The sequence below is a fragment of the Bacillus sp. FDAARGOS_527 genome, from assembly GCF_003812125.1.
In the GTDB taxonomy this organism is placed as follows: Bacteria; Bacillota; Bacilli; order Bacillales; family Bacillaceae_G; genus Bacillus_A; species Bacillus_A paranthracis.
In genome coordinates this window covers 451,759-464,482 of record NZ_CP033795.1, presented here as the reverse complement: position 1 = coordinate 464,482, position 12,724 = coordinate 451,759, and the positions used below count along the sequence as shown (strand labels likewise).

At 36.1% G+C, this 12,724-nt stretch carries 11 protein-coding genes; 5 read left to right on the top strand and 6 right to left on the bottom strand.

The genetic code is table 11. From position 1 onward, the window contains the following. Nucleotides 1-11: 11 nt before the first annotated feature. Entirely contained in the window at nucleotides 12-503 is a 492-nt protein-coding gene (locus EGX95_RS04700) for a YajQ family cyclic di-GMP-binding protein (protein WP_001040153.1), read from the top strand. Between the two features lie 483 nt (nucleotides 504-986). On the opposite strand, the gene EGX95_RS04690 is transcribed toward EGX95_RS04700, so the two are convergent. Next, entirely contained in the window at nucleotides 987-1,889 is a 903-nt protein-coding gene (locus tag EGX95_RS04690) for a helix-turn-helix domain-containing protein (RefSeq protein ID WP_000397897.1), read from the bottom strand. 316 nt (nucleotides 1,890-2,205) lie between these two features. Then, nucleotides 2,206-3,507 carry an alpha-amylase family glycosyl hydrolase gene (locus EGX95_RS04685; RefSeq protein ID WP_002027227.1) on the bottom strand — a complete coding sequence of 434 codons (1,302 nt, stop codon included), beginning with the start codon at nucleotides 3,505-3,507 and terminating at the stop codon, nucleotides 2,206-2,208. Between the two features lie 213 nt (nucleotides 3,508-3,720). Here EGX95_RS04685 and EGX95_RS04675 point away from each other — a divergent pair, with 213 nt between their 5' ends. After that, the gene (locus EGX95_RS04675) at nucleotides 3,721-4,953 is read left to right on the top strand and encodes an ammonium transporter (RefSeq protein ID WP_001091650.1); all 1,233 of its coding nucleotides are present in this window, start codon (nucleotides 3,721-3,723) and stop codon (nucleotides 4,951-4,953) included. A 275-nt stretch (nucleotides 4,954-5,228) separates the two neighbouring features. On the opposite strand, the gene katB is transcribed toward EGX95_RS04675, so the two are convergent. The 3 genes from katB to asnB all read right to left on the bottom strand — a co-directional run bounded on the left by katB (nucleotide 5,229) and on the right by asnB (nucleotide 9,750). Next, nucleotides 5,229-6,695, bottom strand: a complete 1,467-nt coding sequence (gene katB / locus EGX95_RS04670) for a catalase KatB (RefSeq protein ID WP_001069153.1) — start codon at nucleotides 6,693-6,695, stop codon at nucleotides 5,229-5,231. Between the two features lie 59 nt (nucleotides 6,696-6,754). Continuing rightward, nucleotides 6,755-7,714 (bottom strand): ferrochelatase, encoded by a 960-nt coding sequence (gene hemH / locus EGX95_RS04665; RefSeq protein ID WP_000727364.1) that lies wholly within the window; start codon nucleotides 7,712-7,714, stop codon nucleotides 6,755-6,757. A gap of 188 nt (nucleotides 7,715-7,902) precedes the next feature. Continuing rightward, nucleotides 7,903-9,750, bottom strand: a complete 1,848-nt coding sequence (asnB, locus tag EGX95_RS04660) for an asparagine synthase (glutamine-hydrolyzing) (protein WP_000333977.1) — start codon at nucleotides 9,748-9,750, stop codon at nucleotides 7,903-7,905. A 238-nt stretch (nucleotides 9,751-9,988) separates the two neighbouring features. Between asnB and EGX95_RS04655 the strand changes: the two genes are divergently transcribed. Next, on the top strand, nucleotides 9,989-10,543 hold the full coding sequence (locus tag EGX95_RS04655) for a DUF2777 domain-containing protein (RefSeq protein WP_000616053.1): 555 nt from the start codon (nucleotides 9,989-9,991) through the stop codon (nucleotides 10,541-10,543). Between the two features lie 60 nt (nucleotides 10,544-10,603). Here the strand turns inward: EGX95_RS04655 and EGX95_RS04650 are convergent, their stop codons facing one another. Next, the gene (locus EGX95_RS04650) at nucleotides 10,604-10,966 is read right to left on the bottom strand and encodes a YisL family protein (protein WP_000233503.1); all 363 of its coding nucleotides are present in this window, start codon (nucleotides 10,964-10,966) and stop codon (nucleotides 10,604-10,606) included. A 150-nt stretch (nucleotides 10,967-11,116) separates the two neighbouring features. Between EGX95_RS04650 and rocD the strand changes: the two genes are divergently transcribed. Both rocD and EGX95_RS04640 read left to right on the top strand, forming a co-directional pair. Continuing rightward, nucleotides 11,117-12,307 carry an ornithine aminotransferase gene (gene rocD / locus EGX95_RS04645; RefSeq protein ID WP_000616655.1) on the top strand — a complete coding sequence of 397 codons (1,191 nt, stop codon included), beginning with the start codon at nucleotides 11,117-11,119 and terminating at the stop codon, nucleotides 12,305-12,307. Between the two features lie 110 nt (nucleotides 12,308-12,417). Further along, a complete protein-coding gene (locus EGX95_RS04640) occupies nucleotides 12,418-12,702 on the top strand; it encodes a hypothetical protein (protein ID WP_000926868.1) in 285 nt (94 codons plus the stop codon). The last annotated feature ends 22 nt before the right edge of the window (nucleotides 12,703-12,724 follow it).

The following is a 12,724-nucleotide window of genomic DNA, read 5'->3' as shown; positions in this document are numbered from 1 at the left end:
AGGTGCTAACTATGGCAAAAGATAGTTCTTTTGACATCGTTTCGAAAGTAGAATTACCTGAAGTAACAAACGCAATTAACACTGCATTAAAAGAAATCCAAAACCGATATGACTTTAAAGGAAGTAAAAGTGATATTAAACTTGAGAAAGAAGTACTTGTTTTAACTTCTGACGATGAGTTCAAATTAGAGCAAGTAAAAGACGTTCTTATTTCTAAACTCGTAAAACGTAACGTTCCAATTAAGAACTTAGATTACGGAAAAGTTGAAGCGGCGGCTGGTAACACTGTTCGCCAACGTGCAACACTTCAACAAGGTATCGATAAAGATAACGCGAAAAAAATTAACAACATCATTAAAGAAATGAAATTAAAAGTAAAAACACAAGTACAAGATGATCAAGTACGTGTTACAGCGAAAAGCCGTGATGACTTACAAGCAGTTATCGCAGCAGTTCGTAGCGCTGATTTACCAATTGACGTACAATTTATTAACTACCGCTAAAAAGAAAAACATCCTCTATGTAGAGGATGTTTTTCTTTTTAGCTTGTAAAAGTCTAAGCTTACGGGCAATCGGATAAATTTTATGCATAAATGAAGAAGAACCTTTTAAAAATCGAAACAAAAACCTCCCTCCCCAATCAAATGTAACAAATTATGAGTATAAGAATATTTTCCACCCTTTCCTGTAATGTAAAATTAGTAAGGAATTTATTTTATGAAAAATGTTAATTAAAAAGAGTTAGAAGTGGTTATTTGAAGAAATTAATACTATGTTTTTTATTAACTACATTCTGTCTATATATTGCAGGGTGTTCTAATAATATAACTACACCTGGGGATACATCTAAAACTTCAACACCTGCGAATTGTAAATACATCAACAAAGCTTGGTATAAGAAACCTACGAACTGTAATAATCGATGATATAAGTCATAAAAAAGACACCATATGGTGCTTTTTTTATAGAGAATAATAAGATGTTCATCAGAAATTATGAGTGATTTTTTTATTTTGTTGTTCAAAATATTTTTCTTTAACTATTTTTATCAGATCTTCTTTTTCTGTTAATTCAAAGATAAATAATGCTTTTTTCATATTATCAGCTACATCTTCTTCATTACATTGTTTCAGCTTTAGCATGTTCCAAGCTTTCCCGTAGTATAATTCGCCTAATAAATATAAAGTATTTAGATTAATAGCTAATTTAATACCCATATCATTGTATTTTATTGCCTCTTCATGTTGATTTGCATGACCTAACATTTTCCCTAAATTAAAAATGATTTTTAATTTAATCTCTTTATCTCTAGGGAAATCTAACTTGTTAAAATCAGTTAAACATCTTCTTAATATAGTAATACTCTTTTCATATTCTTTATTTGCCCAATGAAATATAGCCATCGACTGCATAATATCTATTTCTCTTTCCGATAAAAAATCACCATTCGTTACAGTTAGTTTTAGTGCATTATTTAAAAGATTTAAAGCAGTTTTTATTGATTTATTCACATAAAATATAGCAATCGCTTCATGCCATATTAGAAATTGTTTATCTTCTTTTAACTGGAAATTATTTTCGGTTTTCTCTTGTTTCACTATTTCATAAAGTTCATTATATTGTTTTTGTTTTGTACAATCTCTCATTACACATTTTACATTTTCTACATATTTTAGTTTTTTGTTTTGAGTTAGTGCGAAAATATGATTTGGATCAATACCAAGTCTTTCAGATAATTGATATAACAATACGCTAGATGGATAAATGATACCTTTTTCTATTTTGCTAATTTGACTTTGCGAACATATTCCATGACACAATTCAGATTGTGATATATTCTTTTTCATTCTAAGTTCTTTAATGGTAATACCCAAATCGTAAAATTCCATTTTTCCTCCTCAAATATAGCCCTCAATGAGTAACAAAATACTTTTCACCCTTTAATGTAATGTAAAATTAGTATATTTTCAATTATTGTTGCTTCTATCGATTTTTTTACTTCTTTGCTCAATTGCATTTCGAGGTGAGAGTCTTACTTCAAAGAAAAACAGACTAGAGAGAAAGTTTTCTCCTTAGCCTGTCCCACCAAACAAATTCCCCATCGTCACTGTTATCCCCAAAATACAGAATTACGAATACGATAAGAAGACTTAAACATCTCACCTCATCACGCACTTTTAATTGAACATAAAAGAGAATCTCCCCTTATTTCCGCCTCTTTTTAACCACAATTAAAAAAGCAATAAACAATACGTTCACACCGACGATTAAAGAAATAAATAGCCAATTCACACCTGTTTCCCCGTTAACTTTATACACATTCGATTCCTCACGCTTTAAAACGAGATAAAATTTTCCGTTTTCTTCTCTTATAATTTCATCTTCTAACAATCCCCTTAGCTCTTGTTTTTCACCAATCGCACTTGCAGGTAAAGCAACTTTTTGTGTTTCTTTCGTATTATTAATCGCTACTACTGTCACTTCATCTTTATACTTTCTCTTTATTACACTCATTCCATCTTTATCGTATAGAAGCTCAAACGTACCGCGGCGTAAAGATGGCCTCGCTTGTCTAAGCTCACCGAGTTTCGTTATATGTTGCATAAACTTTTCATCTGATTTGAAGTCCATTAATCGTCTATTATCTGGCGTACCTCCTCCATCCAATGCAATTTCAGTTCCGTAATAAAAATTCGGAATACCTGGTGTTGTTAATAAATATGTAAGAGCTAGTTTCAAACGAGATGGTGGATAATTCATATTCTCTTTTGCAATACGAGCAAATCTTTTTGTATCTTGATTATCTAAAAATGTAGCGGCTGCTCCGTCTTTTTTACTTACATCATATAAAGGTTTCACCGATACGTCCGCTTTGGAAAACGCATCTACTATTTTTTCGTTGTATTCACTATCTTCTTTTGTCATAACTCGAAAATCTTTCTTTATCACTTGCATATCTTTTTGCACATCATCCCAAAAAGCAGGTGATTTTTTTTCACTATGTATTACATAACTTGCATCTAAATCAACTTCTTTGAGCCACCATTTCATCGAGTCGATTACTTGTTGTTCGTTTTCACCAAGTGGAAATTGAAATACAACTTTCATTCCTTTTGCATGTGCTTCTTGCAAAAGTTCTTTCACATCATTTTCTGTTCCGAAATGTTCATTTACCTTCTGAAAATTGCGCACGTCTAACCCATCGTATTTTACACTTTCAAAAAGCGGCGAAAGCATAACAGTAGTAAATCCCATTTTTTTTATGTAATCCAGTCTTTTTATAATACCTCTTATATCTCCGCCCTGATATCCTTCTAAATTGCCAACTTCTAACTGTTTGTCATTTTTCGGTTCCCCATTATTAAAACGATCAATCATAATGGAATATATAACTTCGTCTCGCCACTCTCTTTTTTCGTCTGCAAATGTATGTATTGGTACAAACAAAACGACAGCTAAACAAAAACAAATGAATAGTTTCCTAGTATGTATTTTCCCCACACGCATCCCCCATGTATTTTAATTGTAAGAATATTATACCAATTATCCAAACGAATCGCATACGTTGATTTCATTCTTATCAAATTAATAAATGTTAGGTTTTCTAACATTACACATAAAATTTTCTGAATTTTTAGTTGATTTTCCTTTTTATTTCGAATATGATATGAAACATAACAAATTGATGTTATTTTTTCTAACATTATAGGAGGAGAGAGAATGAATACAGGAGATACGGTTTTTATGTTTGTAGCGACAGTAATGGTCATGTTAATGACACCAGGATTAGCACTTTTTTATGGGGGTATGGTTCGCAGCAAAAACGTACTCAGTACAACAATGCATAGTTATAGCGCAATGGCTATCGTTTCGATTCAATGGATTGTCATTGGTTATTCTTTATCATTCGGACCAGATTGGCACGGACTTATCGGCACACTCGATTGGTTCGGTTTAAACGGAGTTAGCTACGCACCAAATCCAGACTACTCATCTACTATTCCTCACAATTTATTTATGATGTTTCAACTCATGTTTGCTATTCTAACCCCCGCTCTAATTTCAGGAGCATTTGCCGAAAGAATGCGATTTTCAGCTTTCCTTATTTTCATCCTTCTATGGACAACAATCGTTTACAATCCTGTCGCTCATTGGGTATGGGGCGTTGGTGGATGGCTAAGAGAACTTGGCGCATTAGACTTCGCTGGCGGTAATGTCGTTCATATTACATCTGGCGTGGCTGGCCTCGTATTAGCTATTTTCCTTGGAAAACGCAAAAACATAAACGGTTCGTCTCCTCATCATTTACCATTTACAATGTTAGGCGCTGGGCTACTATGGTTCGGCTGGTTCGGTTTTAACGTCGGAAGCGCATTATCTTTAAATGATGTAGCTTTAACTGCATTTATTAATACAAATATAGCTGCCGCTGCCTCCGCATTAACTTGGATGCTTTCAGAGTGGTTCTTCCAATCAAAACCGACCGCGATGGGAGCTGCTTGCGGCGTTGTTTCTGGTCTAGTCGCTATTACACCAGCTTGTGGGTTCGTTACACCTTTCTCCGCTCTTCTTATCGGAGCAATTGGCGGCGTATTATGCTTCGGAGCGGTCTTTTTCTTAAAAACAAAATTCGGATACGACGATACACTCGATGCATTCGGATGTCACGGCATCGGCGGAACTTGGGGCGGTATTGCGACAGGACTATTTGCAACTACTGCAGTAAACGGCGATGGCGCTAACGGATTATTTTACGGGAACGCCGCGCTGCTGTTGAAACAACTTGTAGCAATCGGCGCAACATATGCGTTCACAATTATAATGACGTACGCGATTATTAAAGCAATTAACTTCTTCCTCCCTGTCCGGGTAGATGAGCACGAGGAACATATGGGACTTGATATTTCGATGCATGGGGAGAAAGCTTATGAGTATACTGAGCGAGTGAACTAAAAAAAGAGATGCAATCTATTGATAGTAGATTGCATCTCTTTTTATTAGACTTGCCGGCAGCATACCCTGAGCGGTATTAATATAAATATATCAGCGATTCTTCGGATATATCGACGATTTTTCAAATATATCAGCGATTATTTCAATATATCGACGTTTCGACACGATATATCGATTTACCAACAAATTCCGACATAACGAAACTGAAGAATACCCGCGTGTAACTTTGCATAAACAAAAAAGACGACCGTTTCATAACAGTCGTCTTTTCCAATTTATTTCGGAGCATTTCCTACATATTGCGTAATATCAACGTTTAATGCTTGCGCTAAACGCATACCGTACTCTTGATCTGCACGGAAGAAGTTACATACAGCTAGTAATTTCGTACGTTCATTTACGTCTTTTAAGTCATTTGTTAAGTTTGCAATTAAGTTGTCTTGCTCTTCTTTAGAGAATGAACGGTAACGCTCACCTGCTTGTTTGAAATCATTTGGTTTGTCAATTTTCTCACGAGATACATAGCCTTCTACTTTCATAGTTGAATCGCGGTAAGCTGGGTCTTCAACTGGATTTTCAGCATGACGGCTCGGTTCGTAGTTGATTGTAGATGGGTTTTGATTTATTTGCATCGCACCATCACGTTGTTGGTTATGAACAGCTGCATATGGGCAGTTTACAGGAATTTGTAAGTAGTTTGCACCAAGGCGATAACGCTGTGTATCTGGATAAGAGAATAAACGACCTTGTAATAATTTATCTTCAGATGGTTCAATACCATTTACAGTTGCACTTGGAGAGAACGCCACTTGTTCTACTTCCGCAAAGAAGTTTTTCGGGTTACGATTTAACGTCATTGTCCCTACTTCCATTAACGGGAAACGATCTTCTGGCCAAACTTTCGTTGGATCTAACGGATCGAAATCTAAAGAATCCGTTTCTTCTAGTTGCATCACTTGTACGTGTAAATCCCACTTTGGATAATTCCCTTTTTCGATTGCATCGAATAAGTCACGAGTTGCATGGTTAAAGTCTTTTCCTTGTACTTCTTGCACTTCTTTTGCATTTAAGTTACGTACACCTTGCTGTGGTTTCCAGTGATATTTAATGTAGACGATTTTACCTTCTGCATTAATCCACTTAAATGAATGTACACCGAAACCTTCCATTTCACGATAACTTGCTGGTGTACCGTAATCAGAAAATACCCATGTCATCATATGTGTAGATTCTGGACTTAACGTCATGAAATCCCAGTAACGATCTGGTGTTTGAATATTTGTATCAGGTGCTGGTTTTAAAGAATGCACCATATCAGGGAATTTAATTGCATCACGAATGAAGAAGACCGGTAAATGATTACCTACGATATCATAGTTTCCTTCTTCTGTATAAAATTTAACAGCGAACCCACGTGGATCACGTGCTGTTTCAGGAGAACCTTGACCATGAATAACCGTTGAAAAACGAACAAACACAGGTGTTTCAGTTCCTTCATTTTGTAAAAATGCTGCTTTCGTATATTTCTTCATGCTGTTTTTCGTTACGAATACACCGTGAGCACCTGCACCACGTGCATGCACAACACGCTCTGGAATACGTTCACGATCAAAGTGAGCTAGTTTTTCTACTAAATGATAGTCTTCTAATAATACTGGTCCACGGCGACCAGCTGTACGAGAATTTTGGTTATCTCCGACCGGAGCACCTTGGTTTGTTGTTAAGCGATTATTTGGATTCATCTAGGGGGATCCTCCTCTTTCTTTCATAGTAATTATTATTTATTTAAAATTATTATAAATTAATTATTATTCAAAATTAGTTCTTTGTCAACTATTTCTTTCATTTTTTTGGAAACAATTGTAGCTAAACAATCAATAAATATAGATTGTGCATTCGGCATATTTGGTCTAAAATACGTAGCATTTAATTCATCCGTCACAACTTTACACTCGTAATCGTTGTCATATAAAACTTCTAAATGCTCTGCCACAAAACCGACTGGGCAATATATGAAAGCTTCATATCTATGATTTTCAAATAAATCTCTCGTTAAATCTTGTACATCCGGTCCAATCCATGGATCAGATGTATTGCCGGCACTTTGCCAACCAATTGTATAGTTTTGAATATTTGCAGCTGCTGCGATTAAATCCGCTGTATGTTGCAATTGCTCCACATAAGGATCACCTGCTGCAATAATTTTTTCTGGTAAACTATGCGCTGAAAAAATTACGACCGCTTTCTCTTTATCTTCAATTTTTGTAAATGTTTCTTTTATTTGATCTGCCCAATACGAAATAAACTTCGGTTCATCGTACCATTGGTCAATCGGCTCAATAACAGGACCACCTATTTCCTCCGAGAGACGAATTGCACGCTCGTTATATGCCTTAATGCTAAAGGTAGAATAATGCGGCGCTAATACGATACTAATCGCTTGCTCAATTCCATCGCGCTTCATCTCTTCTACTGCATCTTCTATAAACGGAGCAGTATGTTTTAAGCCTAAGTAACAATTAAATTCATACTCTGTAAACATATTATTCATTGAGTCTGTTAATTTATGCGCTTGCTCTTTCGTAATTTTTGCAAGCGGTGAAATTCCACCAATCGCTTTATAACGTCCAATTAAATCTTGGAGTGCTTCTTCGGACGGCTTACGCCCATGACGAATATGTGTATAATATGCCTCTACTTCATCTAATGAATCCGGCGTTCCATACGCCATTACGAGTAAACCTATTTTTTTCTTTTTCATCTATATAACACCTCAATTTTATAAATGAGAATCTTTTTCAAGAACATTTGTTTCCAATTATAACAACTAATAATAAGTACGTAAAGATAATTATTCTAAATAAGTATTTTTTCTAATATGATTTTGAATTTTATATGACAATTTATTTAATAAAAAGCGACTTACTTATAAAGTAAGTCGCTTTTCTCCTATTCTTTAATATTTACTCCATATTCTTTAAACCAAACGTGAATTTGTGCTAAATGAGCTAAAAGTTGTGGCCCAGTCATTAATTGACCATACCATGGCGTTTGGAATGCACTGCCGCCTGACTCAATTAATCCGCTCAGCTGTTCTTTATCAAATAGTTCGTGTAAAATCGATCCTTTATCTGTTAATAAATCTTGTAGCCATACTGTTACTGCTTTCGTATAGTGCGGATTATGTGTTTTCGGATACGGGCTCTTCTTTCTATATAAGATGTCATTTGGAAGTAATCCTTCTAACGCTTTACGTAATAGACCTTTTTCGCGATTTTTATACATTTTCATTTCCCAAGGAATATTCCAAGCATATTCGACAAGTCGGTGATCCGCAAATGGAACGCGTACTTCTAAGCTTGCACCCATACTCATACGGTCTTTTCTGTCTAATAATGTTGTCATAAACCATACCATATTTAAATAAAATAATTGTCGTCTCTTTGCTTCAATTGGGCTTTCTCCCTCTAAAATAGGAACTTCTTGAATGGACTCTTCATAGCGCTGTTGTACATATTGTTGTAAGTTTAATTTATTTCTCCATTCTTTTTTTAGCAGTTGTTCACGCGCTTCTGTAGAGCGCATCCACGGAAATGCACTCGATTGTAAATCATCCTCTCTATAAAACCACGGATAACCACCAAATATTTCATCTGCACATTCCCCCGATAGACCGACGACAAAATCTTGTTTAATCTCTCGACAAAACCATAATAATGACGAATCAATATCTGCCATACCAGGTAAATCGCGAACGAGCACTGCTTCGGTTAAATACTGCGCTAATTGTTCATTTGAAATGACGCAGCGATGATGGATTGTTTGAAACGTTTCAGTCATCAAATGAATAAATGGTGCATCTGAATTTGGCTGAAACGCATTTGCTTTAAAGTATTTGTCATTATCTTCGTAATCAATCGAATATGTGTGTAATTGCCCTTTTCCTGATCTTTCGTATTCTTTCGCAGCAATTGCTGTAATCGCGCTCGAGTCTACACCACCTGATAGAAAAGTACACAGTGGTACATCAGAAACGAGCTGCCTTGTAATCGCATCTTGTAATAAAAAGCGCGTTTTCTCTACTGTCTCTTCAAAAGAATCTTCATGCTTTTTACTTTCCACATTCCAATATCTCCATATGCATAAACCGTTCTTTGAAAATGTCATCGCATGACCTGGACGTAATTCTTTTATACCAGCATAAATGCCGTGACCAGGCGTTCTAGATGGTCCAAGGCCAAATATTTCAGATAATCCTTCTAACGTCACTTCCGCCTTCACATCTGGATGCGCCAATATCGCTTTTAACTCTGAGCCAAATAGTAATCGCCCACTGTCATATTTATAAAATAGCGGTTTTACACCTAATCGATCACGTGCAATAAACACTTGTTCTTTCTGTTCATCCCATACAGCAAACGCATATATACCGTTTAAATGATCGACACATTCTTCTTTCCATTCCATATACGATGCTAATAGTACTTCCGTATCAGAATGACCTTTGAACGTATATCCTCTTCTTAATAGTTCCTTTCGAATATCTTCCGTGTTATACAGTTCGCCGTTATAGCAAATTGCATAATTCGCTTCGTCCTTTAAGCAAGTCATCGGCTGCTTACCACCTTCAGGATCAACAACGATTAACCGTTTATGCCCAAATGCGACATTGCCTTTAATCCAAACTTTATTATCATCTGGGCCACGCTTCGCTAACGTCTCAGCCATCTTCGTAACGACATCCCGTTCTCCTTCTAATGAGCGTTTATAATCCACCCATCCTGTAATCCCGCACATATAAATCATCCTTCCATCTTATTTCTTTTCTTGAACGTGCAGTAATCCCCACCCTAAGAGGTGCGGATTACAAAATGAAAAACTTGACGATAACCTACTATCCATATACGGAATAGCATTTTCACTCAGTAAAACGTGTTTTATTGTATGCCCACCTATGTGTAGATGTGTCTAGTTATAAAGAATGCACGAACTGTCTATAACAGGAATAACTACTTTTCAAAAGGAGAAATCGTGTATGATACAACGTAAACATATTTTATATAACCAGCCTCGCGCTCATACGGTCGGTAATGTAGAATATATAAACAATGAATGGGTATTCTTTGATGATGAAAATGAGGAAGCATTTTTATTAGAAGATATTGCCGAAGATGGATTTGAAATTTTATATAACAACAACTGGCTACCGGCTCGTTTCTATGAACAAGATATATTACAAATCGCCAACGAACAGCACCATTTGCAAAATGGGGAAATGATACGCATTCGTAAAAAATTACTCCTTAGCTATACAGAATGGCTTGAGGAATTACCTGACTCTGTCTTTGCCTTATTAACAGAGGCATTGCAATCACTTCATTACTCTTTATATGATTGCATGTATTGTCATAATTATTTATCCTTTTTACCGAAAGAGGAAGCATGCGAAGGAGTAAATATTCTTTTATTTGATAACGAAGAGATGATTTGTACATTGCAGCACCATTTCGTTCGTCACGCTACGTCAAATAAAAATATGTTTCGTTTTACGAAAGTAAACGGAGAAGAGTTGCATATCGATGCAACATAAAATAAAAAACCACCTTATTTCCCAAATATTTGAGATTATAAGGTGGTTTTATTTTCTTTATTAGAATACTTGCCAACCAATCGGTAATTTCAGTCCTAGATAAAATACCGCTACAAGCGCGATAATAAATAATCCCCAGAATGCCCCCGTTGCCTTGTTCTTGCTCATTTTCACAAGAACCATTTCCATTCCAGCGATAACTAAAATACCAGCTAGCATTTTTAGACCGTACCACATGTGATAGCTCTTATCAACTATAGTTTGATCTAGGTATAACCAAACGCCCGTCACAATAATGATAATGTACATTAGGCGAAGCCCCATATGTACACCTTTCCCTTTTCTTCCTGCTGAATAAAGTGAATACGCAACGAAGAATAAAATTAAACCTAACGCCCATGCTGTAATATGCATATGTACCATCGTATCCCTTACCTCCTCTTTTCACACTTTTTCACTCTATATGATAACATGTTCATTTATTTTCAGGAAATGTTTCGCTTTTTTACATTTAAATGATATAATATTTAGAGTATTTACAAACTTCTTGTAATAACAAAAGGGGGAACAATCATGATTCAAACTAAGGATATTATCGAACTTACAGACACATACGGAGCAAATAACTATCACCCACTTCCAATCGTTATTTCTAAAGCGGAAGGCGTTTGGGTAGAAGATCCTGAAGGAAATCGCTATATGGACTTATTAAGTGCATATTCTGCAGTAAACCAAGGGCATCGTCACCCAAAAATTATTAACGCTTTAATTGACCAAGCTAATCGTGTTACGTTAACTTCTCGTGCTTTCCATAGCGATCAATTAGGCCCTTGGTACGAAAAAGTTGCGAAACTAACTAATAAAGAAATGGTACTTCCAATGAATACAGGTGCAGAAGCTGTTGAAACTGCAATTAAAACAGCTCGCCGATGGGCTTATGATGTGAAGAAAGTAGAAGCAAACCGTGCTGAAATTATCGTTTGTGAAGATAACTTCCACGGACGTACGATGGGCGCTGTTTCTATGTCTTCAAACGAAGAGTACAAGCGCGGATTCGGTCCAATGCTTCCTGGCATCGTTGTAATTCCTTACGGTGATTTAGAAGCGTTAAAAGCTGCTATTACACCAAACACAGCTGCATTCATTTTAGAGCCAATCCAAGGTGAAGCAGGGATTAACATCCCACCAGCTGGTTTCTTAAAAGAAGCTCTTGAAGTATGTAAAAAAGAAAACGTTTTATTCGTAGCAGATGAAATCCAAACTGGCTTAGGCCGTACTGGTAAAGTATTTGCTTGTGACTGGGACGGTGTAACTCCTGACATGTACATACTTGGTAAAGCACTTGGCGGCGGCGTATTCCCAATCTCTTGCGTTGCAGCAAACCGCGACATTTTAGGGGTATTTGAGCCAGGTTCTCACGGTTCTACATTCGGTGGTAATCCACTTGCATGTGCTGTTTCTATCGCAGCTCTTGAAGTGTTAGAAGAAGAAAAATTAACAGAGCGTTCTCTTCAATTAGGTGAAAAATTAGTTGGACAATTAAAAGAAATCGATAACCCAATGATTACTGAAGTTCGCGGTAAAGGTTTATTTATCGGTATCGAATTAAACGAGCCAGCCCGTCCTTACTGTGAACAACTAAAAGCAGCGGGTCTATTATGTAAAGAAACGCACGAAAATGTAATTCGTATCGCACCACCTCTAGTAATCTCTGAAGAAGATTTAGAGTGGGCATTCCAAAAAATTAAAGCGGTATTATCGTAATAATAGAGAGGCTGTCCTACATGTTAGGACAACCTCTTTCATTTTATATTGATTTATACTAAAATAAAATTGCAATTTTCTGTATTTTAAAATCATAAAGGAGGTGCGATATGTTATTAAGATACGGCAAACATATTAACTATTTAGCTACAACTTTTCTTTTAGTTACATTCTTTGGCTTCCTACTTTCCGTAACATCGCTTAGTCACTACTCAACTCCCACTACATTCACACTACTGAAAGCATCATTTTGGACTACTGTTATTCTTACTATCATTGGTTTTGGACGCGAAAAAAGCGCACTTACGGTTATACTATTTGGCATTTGTACACTTGCAGTCATTGGTCTTTACACTTTTTCCGTTATCGATTACCTCTATCACCCAAGACCATAGAAAAGAGCTATCTAGTAATAAG

Excerpts from the sequence above, each read along its gene's own strand:
- EGX95_RS04700 (WP_001040153.1), top strand. The coding sequence starts at position 12 with ATGGCAAAAGATAGTTCTTTTGACATCGTTTCGAAAGTAGAATTACCT.
- EGX95_RS04690 (WP_000397897.1), bottom strand. The coding sequence starts at position 1,889 with ATGGAATTTTACGATTTGGGTATTACCATTAAAGAACTTAGAATGAAA.
- EGX95_RS04685 (WP_002027227.1), bottom strand. The coding sequence starts at position 3,507 with ATGCGTGTGGGGAAAATACATACTAGGAAACTATTCATTTGTTTTTGT.
- EGX95_RS04675 (WP_001091650.1), top strand. The coding sequence starts at position 3,721 with ATGAATACAGGAGATACGGTTTTTATGTTTGTAGCGACAGTAATGGTC.
- katB (WP_001069153.1), bottom strand. The coding sequence starts at position 6,695 with ATGAATCCAAATAATCGCTTAACAACAAACCAAGGTGCTCCGGTCGGA.
- hemH (WP_000727364.1), bottom strand. The coding sequence starts at position 7,714 with ATGAAAAAGAAAAAAATAGGTTTACTCGTAATGGCGTATGGAACGCCG.
- asnB (WP_000333977.1), bottom strand. The coding sequence starts at position 9,750 with ATGTGCGGGATTACAGGATGGGTGGATTATAAACGCTCATTAGAAGGA.
- EGX95_RS04655 (WP_000616053.1), top strand. The coding sequence starts at position 9,989 with ATGATACAACGTAAACATATTTTATATAACCAGCCTCGCGCTCATACG.
- EGX95_RS04650 (WP_000233503.1), bottom strand. The coding sequence starts at position 10,966 with ATGGTACATATGCATATTACAGCATGGGCGTTAGGTTTAATTTTATTC.
- rocD (WP_000616655.1), top strand. The coding sequence starts at position 11,117 with ATGATTCAAACTAAGGATATTATCGAACTTACAGACACATACGGAGCA.
- EGX95_RS04640 (WP_000926868.1), top strand. The coding sequence starts at position 12,418 with ATGTTATTAAGATACGGCAAACATATTAACTATTTAGCTACAACTTTT.